Origin of the sequence: Rodentibacter caecimuris (assembly GCF_001019715.1) — a bacterium.
Taxonomy (GTDB): domain Bacteria; phylum Pseudomonadota; class Gammaproteobacteria; order Enterobacterales; family Pasteurellaceae; genus Rodentibacter; species Rodentibacter caecimuris.
On record NZ_BBXJ01000001.1, the window covers coordinates 159,609 to 179,090 of the forward strand.

The 19,482-nt window shown below is 40.9% G+C and carries 18 protein-coding genes and 1 pseudogene; 10 read left to right on the forward strand and 9 right to left on the reverse strand.

The features are described from left to right. Positions 1 to 129: 129 nt before the first annotated feature. Both PNEUHYL_RS00770 and PNEUHYL_RS00775 read right to left on the reverse strand, forming a co-directional pair. Positions 130 to 609, reverse strand: a pseudogene (locus tag PNEUHYL_RS00770) (tetratricopeptide repeat protein); the annotation flags it as partial. Between the two features lie 50 nt (positions 610 to 659). Beyond that, positions 660 to 1,382: a YwiC-like family protein gene (locus PNEUHYL_RS00775; protein WP_059365366.1), complete on the reverse strand. Its 723-nt coding sequence runs from the start codon at positions 1,380 to 1,382 to the stop codon at positions 660 to 662. A gap of 114 nt (positions 1,383 to 1,496) precedes the next feature. Between PNEUHYL_RS00775 and PNEUHYL_RS00780 the strand changes: the two genes are divergently transcribed. Both PNEUHYL_RS00780 and PNEUHYL_RS00785 read left to right on the forward strand, forming a co-directional pair. Beyond that, positions 1,497 to 1,847, forward strand: coding sequence for a RidA family protein (locus PNEUHYL_RS00780; protein WP_059365367.1), 351 nt, complete (start codon positions 1,497 to 1,499; stop codon positions 1,845 to 1,847). Positions 1,848 to 1,951: 104 nt separating this feature from the next. Beyond that, complete coding sequence (locus PNEUHYL_RS00785; protein WP_059365368.1) at positions 1,952 to 2,353, forward strand: Z-ring associated ZapG family protein; 402 nt, start codon at positions 1,952 to 1,954, stop codon at positions 2,351 to 2,353. A gap of 6 nt (positions 2,354 to 2,359) precedes the next feature. On the opposite strand, the gene PNEUHYL_RS13365 is transcribed toward PNEUHYL_RS00785, so the two are convergent. Next, positions 2,360 to 2,500, reverse strand: coding sequence for a hypothetical protein (locus PNEUHYL_RS13365; RefSeq protein WP_158074916.1), 141 nt, complete (start codon positions 2,498 to 2,500; stop codon positions 2,360 to 2,362). Between the two features lie 28 nt (positions 2,501 to 2,528). Between PNEUHYL_RS13365 and PNEUHYL_RS00790 the strand changes: the two genes are divergently transcribed. Further along, a complete protein-coding gene (locus PNEUHYL_RS00790) occupies positions 2,529 to 3,923 on the forward strand; it encodes a DegQ family serine endoprotease (protein ID WP_059365369.1) in 1,395 nt (464 codons plus the stop codon). Between the two features lie 146 nt (positions 3,924 to 4,069). Beyond that, complete coding sequence (gyrA, locus tag PNEUHYL_RS00795) at positions 4,070 to 6,712, forward strand: DNA topoisomerase (ATP-hydrolyzing) subunit A (RefSeq protein WP_059365370.1); 2,643 nt, start codon at positions 4,070 to 4,072, stop codon at positions 6,710 to 6,712. Between the two features lie 55 nt (positions 6,713 to 6,767). Here the strand turns inward: gyrA and PNEUHYL_RS13370 are convergent, their stop codons facing one another. After that, positions 6,768 to 6,911 carry a hypothetical protein gene (locus tag PNEUHYL_RS13370; protein ID WP_164703637.1) on the reverse strand — a complete coding sequence of 48 codons (144 nt, stop codon included), beginning with the start codon at positions 6,909 to 6,911 and terminating at the stop codon, positions 6,768 to 6,770. A 260-nt stretch (positions 6,912 to 7,171) separates the two neighbouring features. On the opposite strand from PNEUHYL_RS13370, the gene queC reads away from it, so the two are divergent. The 6 genes from queC to rnb all read left to right on the forward strand — a co-directional run bounded on the left by queC (position 7,172) and on the right by rnb (position 12,706). Further along, positions 7,172 to 7,858: a 7-cyano-7-deazaguanine synthase QueC gene (gene queC, locus PNEUHYL_RS00800; RefSeq protein WP_059365371.1), complete on the forward strand. Its 687-nt coding sequence runs from the start codon at positions 7,172 to 7,174 to the stop codon at positions 7,856 to 7,858. Next, entirely contained in the window at positions 7,851 to 8,276 is a 426-nt protein-coding gene (gene queD, locus PNEUHYL_RS00805; RefSeq protein ID WP_059365372.1) for a 6-carboxytetrahydropterin synthase QueD, read from the forward strand. The genes queC and queD overlap by 8 nt, the downstream gene beginning before the upstream one ends. Before the next feature lie 6 nt (positions 8,277 to 8,282). Then, positions 8,283 to 8,912: a 7-carboxy-7-deazaguanine synthase QueE gene (locus PNEUHYL_RS00810; RefSeq protein ID WP_059365373.1), complete on the forward strand. Its 630-nt coding sequence runs from the start codon at positions 8,283 to 8,285 to the stop codon at positions 8,910 to 8,912. 113 nt (positions 8,913 to 9,025) lie between these two features. After that, positions 9,026 to 9,781 (forward strand): Nif3-like dinuclear metal center hexameric protein, encoded by a 756-nt coding sequence (locus PNEUHYL_RS00815; protein ID WP_059365374.1) that lies wholly within the window; start codon positions 9,026 to 9,028, stop codon positions 9,779 to 9,781. A 92-nt stretch (positions 9,782 to 9,873) separates the two neighbouring features. After that, positions 9,874 to 10,662 carry an enoyl-ACP reductase FabI gene (locus PNEUHYL_RS00820; protein ID WP_018356566.1) on the forward strand — a complete coding sequence of 263 codons (789 nt, stop codon included), beginning with the start codon at positions 9,874 to 9,876 and terminating at the stop codon, positions 10,660 to 10,662. Positions 10,663 to 10,726: 64 nt separating this feature from the next. Further along, a complete protein-coding gene (gene rnb / locus PNEUHYL_RS00825) occupies positions 10,727 to 12,706 on the forward strand; it encodes an exoribonuclease II (RefSeq protein ID WP_059365375.1) in 1,980 nt (659 codons plus the stop codon). Positions 12,707 to 12,789: 83 nt separating this feature from the next. On the opposite strand, the gene yfbR is transcribed toward rnb, so the two are convergent. From yfbR to recC, 5 genes are all read right to left on the reverse strand, one after another. Next, entirely contained in the window at positions 12,790 to 13,383 is a 594-nt protein-coding gene (gene yfbR, locus PNEUHYL_RS00830) for a 5'-deoxynucleotidase (protein WP_059365376.1), read from the reverse strand. A gap of 7 nt (positions 13,384 to 13,390) precedes the next feature. Then, a complete protein-coding gene (gene degS, locus PNEUHYL_RS00835; RefSeq protein WP_059365377.1) occupies positions 13,391 to 14,413 on the reverse strand; it encodes an outer membrane-stress sensor serine endopeptidase DegS in 1,023 nt (340 codons plus the stop codon). After that, a complete protein-coding gene (gene ribD, locus PNEUHYL_RS00840; protein ID WP_059365378.1) occupies positions 14,414 to 15,535 on the reverse strand; it encodes a bifunctional diaminohydroxyphosphoribosylaminopyrimidine deaminase/5-amino-6-(5-phosphoribosylamino)uracil reductase RibD in 1,122 nt (373 codons plus the stop codon). A gap of 2 nt (positions 15,536 to 15,537) precedes the next feature. Next, positions 15,538 to 15,987: a transcriptional regulator NrdR gene (gene nrdR, locus PNEUHYL_RS00845; RefSeq protein WP_059365379.1), complete on the reverse strand. Its 450-nt coding sequence runs from the start codon at positions 15,985 to 15,987 to the stop codon at positions 15,538 to 15,540. Positions 15,988 to 16,049: 62 nt separating this feature from the next. Next, positions 16,050 to 19,445 (reverse strand): exodeoxyribonuclease V subunit gamma, encoded by a 3,396-nt coding sequence (recC, locus tag PNEUHYL_RS00850; protein ID WP_059368789.1) that lies wholly within the window; start codon positions 19,443 to 19,445, stop codon positions 16,050 to 16,052. Between the last annotated feature and the right edge of the window lie 37 nt (positions 19,446 to 19,482).

A 19,482-nucleotide genomic window follows, 5' to 3' on the forward strand; every position in this document is an offset into this window, starting at 1 on the left:
TTTTAACCTTTGCTCAGCAGCTTGTTTAATTTCATTCGGTATGTTGTTTGAAATCAAAATCTCACGATAAATTAATGCCGCAAGATGTTTATTCATTGAAGTGCCAATACCTTTTTCGTAATAAATACCTAAACGCAATTTTGCGTCGGGGTTGTCTAAATCGGCGGCTTTTTTAACCCACTCAAAAGATTTTGTTTCATCTTTTTGCTTCAGATAAATTTCAGCCAACATCATCATGGCACCTAAATCTTTTGCTTTTGCCGTAGTTTCAAATAATTTGATGGCTTGCGGAATATCCTTTTTCACATAATCGCCACTGTAGTACATCATCGCTAAATTATTAATGGCTCGAATGCTTCCCATCTCTGCGGCTTCACTAAACCACCAGTAGGCTTTCTCTTTGTTTTTTTCCACGCCGCGACCAAGGTTATAAAGCATACCTAAATTCCCCTGTGCTTGAACATTACCTTCCAATGCGAGAGGTTGCATAATTTCAAACACGGATCGCCAATCTTGTTTGTTGGCAAAATTCTGTGCCATATTCATCCGTTGTTGATCCGTTAATTTGGGATTCGTTTCCAGTGCTTCCGAATGGCTCGAAAAAGTCATTGAAAATCCCCAAAGTGCGGTAAAAATAACGAAAGTTTTTTTCATCAAATTCATCCTGTTAATGTGCCGAGTAAAAGAAACACAAAGAAAATAGCTGTGATTAAGAATTCCGTTAGACCAACCTGTTTGACAGAAAGTTTCTTACGCGGTAAATAAATTGCACGCGCCCAACCAACCCAAAATGCTAATGCGAGATAAAATTGCCCTGTTCCGGCAAAATACGCCACCAGAAAAGAATGAAAAAGAATTGATGCCCGTAAATATTTCCGATTTTTCCGCTCACGCATCATTGATTTCACATAAATTGTCGTACCGATAAAAAACAACGAAGGATAAACGGCAACCCACCAAATTTTCATATCAAAAGTGCGGTCGGGGAAATAATAGGCTGCCATTCCGGCAAGAGCAAAAATGGCAATGCCTGCAAGATCATTGAAGAAATTACGCTCGTCTTTTTGTTTAACGTAATAAATATTCACTAAAACAAAAGGCAGCATTGCCACGATAAAATAAAGAATTTGCCGGTTATAACATAATGCAGGGAGAGCAAAAACAAGCGTTGCAGCACCATAAATGAACGTCCATTTTCTGTATTGTTCGATATTTTTACCTTTAAACAAATTTAACAAAGGGTAAGACATCAAATAAAGGGAAAACCATGCCATTAATAAAAAAGTATGTGCCCACACGGGATGATTAAGCAACATACCGTAAAGGAAAGGTAATAATGCCATGACAATGGCACCATGTTGATTAGAAATTAGCAGCTTCATATTGAGCCCGTAAGTGAGAATAATTCTTGAGCATTTTACTGCGATAAACTCAAATTTACAAAGTGTGAAGCGCACTTTAGAATACAACCGATTTATTGTTAAAGGAAAAATATGATGACTATCAAACGAATTCATTCAAGCGAACGCTTTTGCGAAGTGTCCATTTATAACGGCGTGGCTTATTTTGCCGGACAAGTCCCGGAGAAAACCCTTGAAAAAGATGCCTACGAGCAAACCAAAGAGGTGCTTTTACTCATTGATAAATTGCTTGCCGAAATAGGATCGCACAAAGGCAATATTCTTAATGCACAAATCTTTCTTTCCGATATGAAAGATTACCAACAATTAAATCAAGCTTGGGATGAATGGGTTGATCGTTCAAACCCGCCAAGCCGTGCGACCGTTGAAGCCAAATTAGCCGTGCCGGAATGGAAAGTGGAAATTGTGATTACCGCAGCGGTTTAAATATTAAATTTGTGATCCGTAGCAAAGAAATTTTTTTTCATTTTTCTTACAATGCTTTTTACCATTCAAATACTTTAATAAACAACAAATATAAGGAGTAAACTATGCAAGCGTGGACAACTGAAATGTGGCAAACTGCCGGTATCGGTTTAGCGGTGGGGGTTATCCTCGGCTATTTAATTTTACGTTTAACCAAAGGATCAGTAAAACAGCAAGTTCAAACGGAAGCGGAGCTAAAAACAGTGAAAGCCCGACTTGAAAGCCAAAATCAACAACTCGAAAAACATTTCGCAGAAAGTGCGGAATTATTTAAAACCCTCATTGGCGATTATCAAAAACTCTATCGTCATTATGCTAACTCTTCCGACGCTTTATTAGCGGAAAATCCAAAAGGTTTATTCACACAACAATTAATCACCGCCGTAGATAAACCGCAAAATGAACCGCCGCTGGATTATTCTGAAGGCTCGTCGGGGCTACTTAAAACAGAAAAAGAAAATCATTAAACAATTCTAAATGCGGTCAGAAAAAACAATTTCAATTCTGACCGCACTTTTTTTAATTTTTTTCTCAAATACCTTGTTTTTCTTGAACATTTCATTTATTCCTTTGTCTGATGAAACACCATTTAGGTATGAACTTTTCTCTTTCATAAGAAAGATCGTTTTACTTGGAGATTCTATGAAAAAAAGACATTTTATATTAACCAGTATTGCATTAGGTTTAAGCGTTCTAGGTACGTCTGTGAGTGTGCAGGCAAACCTGCCGAGTTTTGTGGTAAACCAACAAAATAGTCTTGCCCCAATGCTTGAAAAAGTACAACCTTCAGTAGTCACAATTTCAGTGGAAGGTAAAGCAAAAAATAGCGGCCGTTCTTTCCTACCTGATGATATTCCTGAAGAATTTAAATTTTTCTTTGGCGATCAATTCGCCGAACAATTTGGCAATCGCGGTAGCGGGCGTAACTTTCGTGGTCTGGGCTCCGGTGTCGTGATTAATGCGGATAAAGGTTATGTGCTAACCAATAACCATGTGATTAACGATGCAGATAAAATCAACGTTACTTTACAAGACGGACGTGAATTTAAAGCAAAATTAGTAGGAAAAGACGAACAGTCGGATATTGCGTTAATTCAAATTGAAAAACCGTCAAATTTGACCGCACTTAAATTTGCCGACTCCGATAAATTACGTGTAGGCGATTTCACTGTTGCTATCGGTAATCCATTCGGCTTAGGACAAACCGTGACTTCCGGTATTATATCCGCATTAGGCCGTTCAACAGGTTCCGATAGCGGTGCGTATGAAAATTACATTCAAACGGATGCGGCAGTAAACCGTGGTAACTCAGGCGGTGCGTTGGTGAACTTAAACGGCGAATTAATCGGTATCAATACGGCGATTATTTCACCAAGCGGCGGTAATGCAGGCATTGCATTTGCAATTCCAAGTAACCAAGCGAACAATATCGTTCAACAAATTTTAGAATTTGGTGAAGTACGTCGCGGTTTACTCGGTATTAAAGGCGGTGAATTAAATGCCGATTTAGCCAAAGCATTTAACGTGAATGCGCAACAAGGTGCATTTGTGAGTGAAGTATTACCTAATTCCGCTGCGGAAAAAGCCGGTATTAAAGCCGGTGATGTGATCACCGCAATGAACGGTCAAAAAATCTCAAGTTTTGCAGAAATGCGGGCTAAAATCGCCACTTCCGGTGCCGGCAAAGAAATTGAGCTAACCTATTTGCGAGACGGCAAATCACAAGATGTTAAAGTGAAACTGCAAGCGGATGATGGCAAAGGATTGAGTGCAAGCAATGTTGAATTGCGTGCCTTAGACGGTGCAGAATTAAATAACTACAATGCGAAAGGAATAAAAGGGATTGAAATCACTAAAGTTCAACCGAATTCCCTTGCGGCTCAACGCGGTTTGAAAACCGGTGATATTATCATTGGCGTAAACCGCCAAGCGGTAGAATCAACCCAAGATTTACGTAAAATTTTAGAGGGAAAACCGTCTGCTGTGGCATTAAATATCTTACGTGGGGAGAATAATTTTTATTTATTAGTTCAATAAGTTTAAAAGTGCGGTCTATTTGACGGCAATTTTACCAAAGCGGTGTTTTATCAAAGATAAAGCACCGTTTTTTCATGGGAAAACTAGGGAAAAATCCGCTTTTATGATACAATTCCTGCAATTTTTTGATCGAAAAAGGAATACCCATGACGGATTCAATTCAATCCTCAATTACCCCTGTCAATATTGAAGAAGAACTCAAATCCTCCTATCTTGACTATGCCATGTCTGTGATTGTCGGACGAGCTTTACCTGATGTACGTGACGGTTTAAAACCCGTACATCGTCGCGTATTATTTTCAATGGATCGCGAGGGCAATACGGCAAATAAAAAATATGTCAAATCGGCTCGTGTCGTCGGGGACGTTATCGGTAAATATCACCCTCATGGTGATTCTGCCGTGTATTACACTATCGTCCGTATGGCACAACCGTTCTCACTGCGTTATATGTTGGTAGACGGGCAAGGTAACTTTGGTTCGATTGATGGTGATGCGCCGGCGGCGATGCGTTATACCGAAGTGCGTATGCAAAAAATTACCCAAGCGTTGCTCACGGATTTAGATAAAGAAACCGTCAATTTCTCGCCAAACTATGATGGCGAATTAATGATTCCTGATGTATTGCCTACCCGTATTCCTGCATTGCTTGCAAACGGATCATCCGGTATTGCGGTAGGGATGGCAACCAATATTCCGCCACATAACCTCAATGAAATATTAAACGGTTGCTTGGCTTATATTGATAACAACGACATCACTATTGATGAATTAATGCAATATATTCCAGGGCCGGACTTCCCTACCGCCGCCTTAATCAATGGGCGTAAGGGTATTGAAGAAGCCTATCGTACCGGTCATGGTAAAGTCTATGTTCGCGCACGGGCTAGTGTCGAAACCAATGATAAAGGCCGCGAACAAATTATCGTGTCTGAATTACCTTACCAAGTAAACAAAGCAAAATTGGTGGAAAAAATTGCCGAGCTTATTCGCGAGAAAAAAATTGAAGGTATCAGCAATATTACCGACCTTTCCAACAAAGAAGGGATTCGTATTGAGATCGATATCAAACGCGATGCCGTAGGTGAAGTGGTATTAAACCACCTTTATTCTCTCACCCAAATGCAGGTAACCTTCGGGATCAATATGGTTGCCTTGGATCATGGTCAGCCGCGTTTATTCAATCTGAAAGAAATCATTGAAGCCTTCGTGTTGCACCGTCGTGAGGTGGTAACCCGTCGCTCAATTTTTGAACTTCGGAAAGCGCGCGAGCGTACCCATATTTTAGAAGGTTTAGCGGTGGCACGCTCTAATATTGATGAAATGATCGCCATTATCCGCAATTCCAAAAACCGAGAGGAAGCCGCTAACGCCATTAGTTCACGTTCTTGGGCATTGCACAGCGATATTATCAATTTGCTCGATATCACTGCCCGTCCGGACGATCTTGAGGAAAACCTAGGTATTCAGGGTGAACAGTATTATTTATCACCGGCACAGGTCAATGCGATTTTAGAACTTCGCTTACACCGTTTAACCGGCATCGCCTTTGAAGAGGTAGTTAAGGAATACCAAGAATTATTGGTAAAAATTGCCGATCTTCTGCATATTTTAGGCAGTGCCGAACGTTTGATGGAAGTGATCCGTGAAGAATTGGAAGAAGTGAAATCACAATTTGGTGATGAACGTTTAACGGAAATTACCACAGCTTCGGGAGATATTGATTTAGAAGATCTTATCGCTCAAGAAGATGTGGTAGTGACGCTTTCCCATGAAGGTTATGTGAAATATCAACCACTGACCGATTATGAAGCGCAACGCCGTGGCGGGAAAGGAAAATCAGCGACGAAGATGAAAGAAGAAGATTTCATCGAGAAACTCTTGGTTGCCAATACCCACGACACCATTCTCTGCTTCTCAAGCCGTGGGCGTTTGTATTGGTTGAAAGTGTATCAACTTCCACAAGCCAGCCGTGGCGCACGTGGTCGTCCAATTGTAAACATTCTGCCGTTACAAGAAAATGAACGTATCACCGCCATTCTGCCAGTTTCTGCCTATGAAGAAGACAAATTTGTGGTGATGGCAACGGCAGGCGGTATTGTGAAGAAAATCGCCCTCACTGAATTTAGCCGCCCACGTTCAAGCGGTATCATTGCCTTGAATTTACGTGACGAAGATGAACTTATTGGCGTCGATATTACGGACGGCAGCAATGAAATTATGTTGTTCTCGTCTCAAGGCCGTGTGGTGCGTTTCTCTGAAACTGCCGTGCGTGCAATGGGGCGTTTAGCAACCGGAGTTCGTGGCATTAAGCTCGCCTTAACAAACGATATTTCAGAAGATGAAAGTGCGGTCGAAATTGACGAGGTTTCCGATGAAAACACAGAAGATACCTTAGATCTCAATATCGACAAAGTAGTTTCCTTGGTTATTCCAAAAGGTGAAGGCGCGATCTTAACCGCCACACAAAACGGTTACGGTAAACGCACTCAATTAAGCGAATACCCGACAAAATCACGCAATACCAAAGGGGTGATTTCTATCAAGGTGAGCGAACGCAACGGTAAAGTGGTGGCCGCAACCCAAGTGGAAGAAACCGATCAAATTATGCTAATCACTGATGCCGGTACGCTTGTTCGCACCCGTGTAAGTGAAGTCAGTATTGTGGGCCGTAACACTCAAGGTGTGCGTTTAATCCGTACCGCAGAAAATGAAAATGTGGTGAGTCTTGAGCGCATATGTGATGTAGATGAAGAAGAACTATCACAACATAGCGATGCCGAACAATAATGTCTAAATAAAAACAAAAGTGCGGTTAAAATTAACCGCACTTTAAACATTCTCCTCAACGATTTACACCCCAATGACGGGTGTCTTTATCAAATTTCATACCGGAATGAGATCCTTCCGAACCGTTAAAATACACGTCTTTATTGGCACAAGCAGAAATAAGCAATGCTCCCACAACAACGAATAATAATTTCTTCATGACATCTACCTTTGTTTACTATGATTAAACCGCTGCGGATTCTAACATAATCTCGGTACGCCAACCACTCCCGTAAAAATCCGATATATCCAAAATCATCTTATCATTCATTTTCAAACAACTTAGATTTGCCACAAACATACTGTAATAACTTGATAAAATACGCCATCCCCTCTACAATGCACGCCTTATGTAGTTCGCAAACCTCCTACATGGACGCATTAAAATATAACTGCGCCCTAACAAAACTAGGTACTAAAATGAATATTTCAAACCCAAACCATAACCGTAAGGCGGTCGTGATCTTTTCCGGCGGGCAAGATTCCACCACCTGTCTATTTCAAGCCATAGCCGATTACGGCAAAGAAAATGTCGAAACTATCACCTTTCAATATGGTCAGCGACACGCCGTTGAGCTAGAAAAAGCACAGTGGATTGCCCAAGATCTTGGCATAAAACAAACCTTAGTTGATACATCCGTTATAAAAGCCATTACCCATAACGCTTTAATCGATCAACAAACCAAAATCGAACAAAAAAATCACGAACTGCCAAACACCTTTGTCGATGGTCGAAATGCCTTATTTTTACTTTATGCGGCAATTTACGCAAAGGGGCAAGGGATTCAAGACATCATCACAGGAGTATGTGAAACAGATTTTAGCGGTTATCCCGATTGCCGTGATGTTTTCGTCAAGTCGATGAATGTGACGCTCAATCTTGCCATGGATTACCAATTCAATATTAAAACGCCTTTAATGTATCTTACTAAAGCCCAAACTTGGCAACTTGCTGATGAATTAGGCGTGTTAGATTACGTTCAACAGCATTCCCATACTTGCTATGAAGGCGTGGAAGGCGGCTGTGGTAACTGCCCGAGTTGTGAATTACGCAACAAAGGGTTACAACAATATTTGCGACAAAAGGGCGGTGAAAAAAATGTTTAAAATTTCCAAAGAGTTCAGTTTTGATATGGCGCATTTATTAGATAATCACGATGGTAAATGCCAAAATCTACATGGACACACTTACAAATTACAAGTGGAAATCACCGGCGACTTGCACGAAAATGGGGCGAAAAAATCTATGGTTATGGATTTTTCCGATTTAAAAAATACCGTGAAAAAAGCCATTTTAGATCCCATGGATCACGCTTTTATTTACGATCAAACCAGTGAACGGGAAAGTAAAATCGCCGCATTATTGCAAGAACTAAATTCAAAAACTTTTGCCGTACCTTTTCGCACGACCGCTGAAGAAATGGCTCGATTCATTTTTAACCGATTGAAATATGATGAAAAACTCGCGGTTTCAGCAATCCGTTTGTGGGAAACTCCCACTTCTTTTTGTGAATATTCGGAGTAAAGTGCGGTGAAAAATCAAGCGGTTTTAAAACCGCACTTTAATATTGTGGAAATTTTTGAAAGCCTGCAAGGGGAAGGCTTCAATACGGGTATGCCCAGCATTTTTGTTCGTTTTGGTAAATGTAATCTCGCCTGCCCTTGGTGCGATACGCCTTATAACCAATTTGAACGCTGGTCTGCTTCACAGATTCTGGCAAAAGTGCGGTCGTTTTCGGCGAAGAATATTATCATCACCGGTGGCGAACCCACCATTGTGCCCAAAATTGAATTGCTACTCGATCAATTCAAAACCGACGGCTATTTTCTCGCCATTGAAACCAACGGCTTAAAAGCAATTCCGCCACAAATCGACTATATTGCCACCAGTCCAAAGCGTCTTTATATGCACAAATACGAGCAACGTTGCATTGAATCTGCCGATGAAGTACGCGTTGTAGCAGATGAAAATGTCTTACCTTTTTGTGAACTGATAGAACAAAAAATCCGTGCGCAACACTATTATCTCTCCCCTTGTGACATTGACGGCAAAATGAATTTACTGGAAACCATCACTCAGTTAGGCAAACTCAATCAGCGCACGAATAAGCCCAAATGGCAATTAAGTTTACAGACTCATAAACTAGTGGGCATTGAATAAAAAATAAGTAGTAAAACAGGGCTAGTGCAATACTTCCAACAAACTTTTTGCACTAGCCATTTTTTTTTAAATTTCGTACTATACGCCATCGTTTTCCCATTTCTCTTTTATTTATGAATAATCTTGAACTTGAACAACTTCTCAACCAAACGCTCAATTCAAATCAAATTTCCGACTATGCCCCGAACGGCTTACAAGTAGAAGGCAAAACAGCCATAAAAAAAATCATCACGGGTGTAACCGCCAGCCAAGCCTTAATTGATTATGCGGTTGAACAACAAGCCGACGCCTTGCTGGTACATCACGGATATTTTTGGAAAAGCGAAAATCCTTGCATTCGAGGAATGAAAGGTAAACGAATCAAAACCTTATTAGTCAATGACATCAATTTATATGGCTATCATTTGCTATTGGACGTACATCCTGAACTTGGCAATAATGCACAACTTGCCAAACTACTCGGTATCGAAAATTTACAACCGTTAGAAAATACTCCGACAAGCATTCCCGTTTGGGGAGAATTAAACAAACCAATAACAGCAGAAGAATTTGCCGCCCGTATTGAACAGGTTCTTCAACGTAAACCGTTAATTTGCACCGAAAACGGACCGCACTTTATTCGCAAAATCGGTATTTGTACCGGAGGAGGACAGGGTTATATCGACCTCGCGGCAGCACAAGGTTGTGATGCGTTTATTACCGGTGAGGTCTCGGAACAAACCATCCACTCAGCCCGTGAACAAGGTATCCATTTCTTTGCAGCCGGCCATCATGCCACCGAACGCTACGGCATCAAGGCTCTCGGCGAGTGGCTGGCAAAAGAATATGGCTTTGATGTGGAATTCAAGGATATTGATAATCCGGCGTAATATACTGGTTCAACCAAAAAGCCGTTTCATTGCTCAAAATAGGCAAAACAGGTATAATCCACCCAATTTTTATTCAACCAATAGGAAAAAACATGGGTTTCTTAACAGGTAAACGAATTTTAGTCACCGGTCTGGCAAGCAATCGTTCCATTGCTTACGGAATCGCAAAATCAATGAAAGAGCAAGGTGCAGAACTTGCTTTCACTTATCTAAACGAAAAATTACAACCGCGCGTAGAAGAATTTGCCAAAGAATTCGGTTCTGATATTGTGCTTCCTTTAGATGTGGCAACCGATGAAAGTATCCAAAACTGCTTTGCCGAATTAAGTAAACATTGGGATAAATTTGACGGTTTCGTGCACGCCATTGCTTTTGCACCAGGCGATCAATTAGACGGTGATTATGTCAATGCTGCAACCCGTGAGGGCTACCGTATTGCTCACGATATCAGCGCATATAGCTTTGTGGCAATGGCACAAGCCGCACGCCCTTATTTAAATCCAAACGCTGCCTTATTAACCCTTTCTTATTTAGGGGCAGAACGTGCTATCCCTAATTACAATGTAATGTGTTTGGCAAAAGCCTCATTAGAAGCGGCAACTCGCGTGATGGCTGCGGATTTAGGCAAAGACGGAATCCGTGTTAATGCGATTTCTGCCGGCCCGATTCGTACATTAGCCGCCTCAGGCATTAAAAACTTCAAGAAAATGCTTTCTGCCTTTGAGAAAACCGCAGCATTACGCCGCACAGTGACAATCGAAGATGTAGGTAACTCCGCTGCGTTTTTATGTTCCGATCTTGCTTCCGGTATTACAGGCGAAATCGTTCATGTTGATGCCGGTTTTAGTATCACCGCAATGGGCGAATTAGGTGAAGAATAATTTTCATCTCATTTATTTTGGGCAGACTTTTCGGTCTGCCTTTTCTCTTTTTTAAAATATAACTATGTTCCAAGACAATCCATTACTCGCACAACTCAAACAACAAATTCACGAAAGCAAAGAGCGTGTAGAAGGTGTAGTGAAAAGCACCGACAAAGCCTATGGTTTTTTAGAATGTGATAAGAAAACCTATTTTATTGCGCCACCTGCGATGAAAAAAGTGATGCACGGCGATAAAATTACCGCCACAATTGAAAAACAAGGTGACAAAGAACAAGCCGAACCAGAATCCTTGATCGAACCTATGCTGACCCGTTTTATTGCAAAAGTGCGGTTCAATAAAGACAAGAAATTACAAGTGTTGGTCGATCACCCAAGCATTAATCAGCCTATTGGTGCGCAACAAGCCAAGTCTGTAAAAGAAGAATTGCAAGAAGGCGATTGGGTTGTTGCTAACCTGAAAACTCACCCATTGCGTGATGATCGCTTTTTCTATGCCACGATTAACCAATTTATTTGCCGTGCAGATGATGAATTTGCCCCTTGGTGGGTCACTCTTGCCCGTCACGAACAATCCCGTTATCCGGTACAAGGTGCCGAGCATTATGAAATGCTTGATCAACAAACACGTGAAGATTTGACCGCACTTCATTTTGTTACCATTGACAGTGAAAGCACACAAGATATGGATGATGCTCTCTATATTGAGCCTGTTGAACAAAATGGTGAGCAAATCGGTTGGAAATTAGTCGTTGCGATTGCCGACCCGACAGCTTATATCGCCCTTGATTCACAAATCGAAAAAGATGCGAAGCAACGTTGTTTCACTAATTATCTTCCCGGTTTTAATATTCCCATGTTGCCACGTGAGCTTTCCGATGAACTCTGCTCTTTAATGGCAAATGAAACCCGTCCAGCCCTCGTTTGCTATATTGAAACGGATTTACAAGGTAATATCACGGCAAAACCGTATTTTGTTTCGGCTCATGTACAATCAAAAGCCAAACTTGCCTATAACAAAGTTTCTGATTATTTAGAACAAGTACCCAATGCGTGGCAACCGGAAACCACTGAAATTACCGAGCAAATTCATCGCCTACACCAATTTACATTAGCACGGATCAACTGGCGTAAAACCCATTCGCTATTGTTCAAAGAAAAACCGGATTATTCTTTTGTGCTGGCTGAAAATGGCAAAGTGCAAGAGATCAAAGCGGAACACCGCCGCATTGCAAATCAAATTGTAGAAGAATCAATGATTATTGCGAATATTTGTGCGGCACAATTCTTAAATGAACAGACAAAAACCGGTATCTTCAACACTCATAGCGGTTTTGATAAAAAATTCTTGGAAAACGCCCATCATTTCTTAATGGCAAATTTGGCTAACGAAGAAAATCAATCGGAACTTAATGAGCGTTATTCTACGGAAAATTTATCAACATTAAATGGCTATTGCCAAATGCGTCACGATATCGAACCTATTGACGGCGATTATCTCGAATTACGCTTGCGCCGCTATTTAACCTTTGCCGAATTTAAAGCAGAATTAGCAGCGCACTTTGGTCTGGGCTTGGAAGGATATGCCACTTGGACATCACCAATTCGTAAATATTCCGATATGGTGAATCACCGCTTAATCAAAGCCGTACTGACACAACAACCTTATGAAAAACCACAAGACGAAGTGTTAGCACGCTTGCAAGAAGCCCGCCGCCAAAATCGCTTGGTAGAACGTGATATTGCCGATTGGTTATATTGTCGCTATCTTGTCGATAAAGTGGCTGAAAATGCAGAATTTGATGCTGAAGTGCAAGATGTTATGCGGGGAGGATTACGGGTTCAATTATTAGAAAATGGTGCGTCAATGTTTGTGCCGGCCTCTACCCTTCATAATAATAAAGAGGAAATCCAAGTGAATACCGATGAACTCGCCCTCTACATTAAAGGTGAACGGGCATACAAAATCGGGGATATTGTGCGTGTAAAACTCACGGAAGTAAAAGAAGCAACCCGAAGTATTGTTGGTTCAGTGGTGATTTAGCATAAAAAAATGGCGTTTTAATTAACGCCATTTTTATTTGAAAAATTGACCGCACTTCTAAAAGTGTCTGTATATAATGATTGCTACAATGCAATCTCATCCAATGAACGCCCGAAACTTGGCATAAAAACTTGTAAGAAGTAATCCATTTCTTGGCTATGCCATTGTTGCATTAGGCTTTCCAATCTTGTTTTTGCGCTTTTAAATTCTTGATTGCCATTCTCCAGCTCAAATTGTGCTTTAATATAAGCACAAATTAAATCCGCCTGTTTCACTAAATGCTTTTCCTCATCAGAAAAGGTTTCACTGTCTAAATAAGGGGCAAAATCAGCTTGGAGTGCTTGCGGTAAAAGACTGATTAAATGAAGTTCCGCCGCGCTCTCAATTTGTTTATAGGCTTGAGTGATTTCAGGGTTGAAATATTTAATCGGTGTCGGCAAATCACCGGTAAAAATTTCAGATGTATCATGATACATCGCCATAACGGCGATCCGTTCCGAATTAAACCGACCATCAAAAAATTTATTTTTAATAATCGCTAACGCTTGTGCGACAAATGCGACTTGCAAGCTATGCTCTGCCAAATTTTCTTTTTCAATGTTGCGCATTAATGACCAACGTTGAATCAAACGCAAACGGTCTAAACAAGCAAAAAAATGACTGGTTTTAATCTCCATATCTCCTCTAATTAGACGGAAGCTCTTCCACCATCACAGACAAATCAAACACTCGTCCTAAACGCATTACTGTTACCGTTACTCTTGTATTCGGTTTGGTATTGGAAATAATTTGCATCATTTCACGGGTTGAAATGCCCTCTTGATTATTCAGTTTTAAGATAACATCGCCTACTTGAATACCGGCTTTTGAGGCGGGACTATTCGGTGTAACGCCCGTAATCAAAATTCCTTGTTCCGCACTGGAATTAATCTCGCTTTGTACGCCAAAATAACCTCGAATGACACGTCCGTCGCGGATAATTTTATGCAAAACATCATTTGCAATATCCATCGGAATGGCGAAATTTAGACCTTCGGCAATTTCCGTTGACGTTTTACCGATACTCAAGGTGCTGATTCCAACCAGCTCACCGGCTGAATTAATTAACGCACCACCTGAATTACCACGATTAATTGAAGCATCCGTTTGAATAAAATTTTGTCTGCCAAGAGAATCCCCCACCGCACTTCGTCCTACGGCACTAATAATTCCCTGAGAAACGCTTTGTCCAAGATTATAAGGATTGCCAATCGCCAGAGCGACATCCCCGACATGAACTTGGCGATTCGCATTTTGTGGAATAGTAGAAAGATTATCGGCATGAATTTTCAACACCGCAAGATCCGTTAAATTATCGGAACCGATCAGGTTTGCTTCATAAATATTACCATTCTGTAATGCCACCACAATCTGATCGGCATTTTGGATCACGTGTTTATTGGTGAGAATATAGCCGTCTTTACTCATAATAACACCCGATCCCAAATTATTCACTTGCAGTTGATCATTATCGTTAATACTGGCTGATGAGAAAGAGCGATTGTACACATTGACTACCGCAGGCGATGCGATACGCACCGCATTTTTGAAAGAAACAATGTCATCAGAGGTAAAAATATTGCTGCTATTTATTCTTGGCACAGCAAAGAGAATTATGCCGGCAGCAGCTAATCCCCAAAGAGCGGAATAAACAAGTTTTTTAAGCATTTAAGATCCTTTTGGCGTATAAGTTAATTTTATGTCATCACCAATTTGTTGAAATTCGTTAAGTTGCCATAGAGGAGCCTCAGCTAATTGTGTCAAATGAGGCAAGTTACATAAACCACGAGCTTGTTCGCCCAATAATTTTGGGGCAATATAGAGAATCAGTTCATCCACCAATTTTTGCTCAATCAAACTACCGGCCAAATTTTTTCCCGCTTCGACCCAAAGACTATTAATTTGACGTTTTCCTAATTCAACCATTAATTCCGATAAGAGATTATCTTGAGGCAAGACAATTTGCTCACAAAACTCGGGAAAACCCGCAAGATCACGCGCTTCACTTGAAACCAACCACACCGGTGACACGGTTTCAAATAATTTATGGCTTGGCTGAATGCGATGTTGTGAATCTAAAATAATACGCACAGGCTGACGCACGGTTTCTTTCGCATATTCTTGTTTGAGATCAACAGGAAAATCCTCCCACCGCACATTTAGGCTGGGATCATCAGCTAAAACAGTAGCGGAAGTGGATAAAAGTGCGGATGATTTTGCCCGCATTTTCTGCACATCGGCACGTGAGGCGGAACCGGTAATCCATTTACTTTCTCCGCTTGCCATAGCCGTTTTACCGTCAAGGCTCATCGCTAATTTAAGCTGTACAAAAGGCGTTCCTTCCCGCATACGTTTTAAAAAACCGTTATTCAACTTTTCCGCAGAATCTTTTAGTAAATTGACCGCACTTTTAATACCGGCTTCGGCAAGCATTTTCAGTCCTCTACCCGCCACCTGCGGATTTGGATCTTCCATTGCCGCGACAACTTTCACAACACCTGCTTCAATTAAACCCAATGCGCAAGGCGGCGTGCGACCATAATGGGAACAAGGCTCCAAGGTAACATAAGCGATTGCCCCTTTTGCCTTTTCACCTGCTTGCGCCAACGCAACCCGTTCCGCATGAGGTTGCCCCGTCTTAAAATGAAAACCTTCCCCGACAATCTCACCATTTTTCACTAATACGCAACCCACCGCAGGATTTGGCGTTGTCGTGTAAATTCCTTTTGCCGCTAAATCCAAAGCCCGTTGCATAAATTGCGTGTCTTGAACGGTAAATTTATCAGACATCATTAATCCTTCAAACTTTCAATTTCTTTGGTAAATTGATTAATATTATCAAAGCTCAAATACACCGAAGCAAAACGAATATATGCGACCTTATCCATTTCTTTTAATTCATTCATTGCCAATTTGCCGACGAGTTGGCTAGGCACTTCACGCTCACCTGTCGCACGTAGCTGCAAAATAATGTGGCTAATCGCTTTTTCTACATCATCTGAACTGACAGGGCGTTTTTCCAAAGCATGCTGAATACCACTGCGAAGTTTGTCTTCATTAAAAGGCTCCCGCGAGCCATCGTTTTTAATAATTTTCGGTATAACCAACTCAGCGGTTTCAAAGGTAGTAAAACGTTCGTGACAATGACCGCACTCACGGCGGCGGCGGACTTGATAACCATCGGATACTAACCGACTATCAATGACTTTAGTTTCTTCAGTAGAACAAAATGGGCAACGCATAGGAGATCCTCTCAAAAACGGGCACTTATCTTAGCAAAAAAAGTCCGTGTTGACGATTTACTTTATTTTTTATTACTTGACTTCTTAGCGTCTTTTGCAAATAACACGCCAAACCAATCTGTCGTTTGTTTTACTAATACCATCAGGTTTTCCTGCTGATCAAATTTTGTCGTTTGAGCCAATACACGAGACCAATAAGGATCGGCTTTCTTTGTATAATTTCTTTGCTTTTCATCTTCGGTTAATTTTCTTAATTTCGCCAAAACAACCTCAACATTGACCGCACTTTCATCTTTTTCAATAAATTCGGTGATTTTGTCAATCGTTGGAACAAGCTGGATTTCCAACTGACTTTGCAAATACGCCTGTGCGTAAATTTGCAACTGGGTTAATGCGCTCTCCCGCTCCACTTGCGGTAATTCAATGGTTTGATCTTGTGTAATTAATTTTGCCGGCAGAGTATTTTCCTGCGTGACAGATTGGATCAAATAATAAATCCAAGGGCGAATACAATAACGCTCTTTATAGTTCGCAAAACGCCATTCAATCACTTGATTTGTTTCACCGAAAAGATTTTGCATATAACCAAATAGGCGGATTGCTTGTGTTTTGCCTTGCCAAGGAACATTCAATGTGAAATCGACAGAGGCATTGTGCGGTTTATCCAGATCCGTGATTTTATGTTTAAATTCCAATACGGTCTCACACAAGGTTTCCGCCGCGACTTGACCAAATTGCGCACGAGGTAATACCCCTTTCACATTAGCTTGGGCAAAATATCGGTCGAACTCACTTTCATCAAGATACAGCAGATGATTATTAAGCGCATATTTATCCAATCCGGTTAAGGTGAAATTTTCGCTGTCGGCAATACGATCGTCTTCATCACGAAAATACACCCCAAGCTGTTTTTCAAAGAAAAATTTCACCGGATTTTCCACAAAACCTACAAAGCGATCCAACTCGATTTCCGTTATGGATTCCGTATTTTCCATCAGCGTAACAAATTCTTTTTGTGATTTATGCCCTGTCATCTTGGCTATGGGCAACCATTTAGCGGCGAAAGAGCGGTTAAAATTATCGCTATTTTTAAAATTACTCGGGCTAAATGCCGTCATCGTATGTTGTTGAATAGACAATTTTCCCTCGTTCGTTTGCCCCTGATTAATATAATCCAATAATTGGCTAACCAGTATGGAGGGCTCTTTGCTTTGGTTATCAATAATTGAACGACCAATATAACTGATGTAGCAATAATCCCGTGCGGCAAGCAAGGCTTCAAGGAATAAATAACGATCGTCATCACGCCGCACCCGATCACCTTTTTGATGATGATATTGCATTAGATCAAAACTGTTTGGCGTTTGTCTGCGAGGGTAATCAGCCTCGTTCATCCCCAATAAGCAAACCACTCTGAACGGAACGGCACGCATTGGCAATAGTGTACAGAAATTGACTTTACCGGCTAAAAATTTCAGGCTATTCGGCGTATCCTCCAACTTTATCCTCATCACATCGGCGATTACATCCGATTGCAATAAAGTATTAAAATGAAGCTCCTCTAATTGCTCCGTCACCTCATTAATTTTTTCCTGAATATAAAGGAGGCTGTCATGGTTTTCTTCATTTTGTACAAAAAAATCCTGCAAAAGTGCGCTTAATATTTGTTGCCATTTTTTCATGGAATGGGCTTCTTGAAGCATTTCATACCAAGCGGAAAGCACGGTGAAAAAATGCGACAAATATCCGGCTAACACGCCCTTTAAACCATAGCTACTGTCAAACCCGAGGCTGTCTTGCCAAATACCGTGCTCTTCACGCATCGCATAGCCTAATAGCATACGTTCTAAGCCTGCTTGCCAAGAATTAAAATTTGTCCCGTCTTGATTTTTTTGTAAACCAAAACGGATTCCCGCATCAGCCACCCATTCACGGATTAGGGGTAAATCGGAAAGCGAAATGTTAAAACGCTGATGTACGGCGGGAATATCCAATAAAGCGAGTATTTGTTCCGCACTAAAGGTGCTTTCTTTTAAATGTAATAACGAGAGATAACAAGAAACCAAAGCATCACTTTCCGATAATTTGTTATCGGAAATGGAAAAAGGAATCAGCGGCACATCACCATTTTTATTACCAAAAACGGATTGAATATAAGGGGTGTAATGATTAATGTCCGCCACCATAACCACAATATCTTTTGGAGTAAGCAATGGATTTTGATTAAACAAATCCAGTAAATAATCATGCAATACTTCCACCTCACGCATTGCGCTGTGACGAGCGTGTATGCTTAAACTACGGTCGTTTTTTGCAATGTTTAAAGGTTGATTGGTTAAATGCAAAATATGGGATTGTAATTGCCCGAGTAACGTCCTATTCGGAATTTCCTCATAAGCATTCAGTGCATAGGTGGGAATGCGTTCTTCATCCTTAAGCAATGTGTAAAGAAAATCACGCCCCATCTTCCCCCAAGCGGCAAGCAGCGGATTGCCGTTTTGCAGTTTTTCCTCATAATAGGTAGTTTCAAGATTATTGTCTGTCAATGCAGAAATCTGACTATTGGAAAAGAGCGGTTGAATTTCCTGTTGTTTTTGATAATGACGACGTACACGATTGCTAAGATAATCCATCCGTAAATCACGAATATCCCCCCAATATTCCTGACTTGGATTATTAAAAAACAGATGAATATCTACCTCTAATGACATTGCCTGTAAAATGGATAAATAAGCCGTTGGCAACGCTGAGATACCAAAAATAAAGAGACGATTAGGCAGTTTTTTGGGTTGATTTTTATCGTTTAATAAGGTGAGAAATTTCTCGTGCAAAGCCGCGCGGTGTGTGGCTTGCTCACCGGTATCCGTTTTTACCTTTGCAACCAATGCCCGCCACAATATACCCTGCCAAGTCACATTTCCTTGAATTTGTTGCAACAACACATCATTTAAATGAGCTTGTTGCCTTTTGATTTGTGCGGCAATTTTCTCATCTTCCTCTCTTTCCCAAGCAAAAATCCACTCGGGACGATAAACCAAATATTGGTCAAATAAATCGGCAATTTTGCTACTTAATTGATAGAGTTTGTATTGTTCCGAATAAGGCGAAGAGGATAAATAATGACGTAAAGGCTCGAATTCTTCCCGATCTAAAAAATGAGGTATTAATCCCATTAAACGCCACATCATACTGTCTTTATCAAAAGGATTCTGTAAAGAAACGAAAGGTAAATTATCTTTGTAAAGTTGCCAAATAAACGTCGCCGGCATTGGAAAGGTTAAATTGGCGGAAATGCCGTTTTTCTTGGCTAATTCCATCTGTAACCATTGCGCCATACCGGGACTTTGCACCAGAATAATATCTTGCTGAAAAGGATCTTCCTTTGGCATTGTGTTAAACAATTCGGCAAGAATCTCTTTCTGTTTTTCAAGTTGATTGGAATAGTAAACGATAAACACGGCACAACCTATCAAAAATAAGCCAAAACGGAGTGTC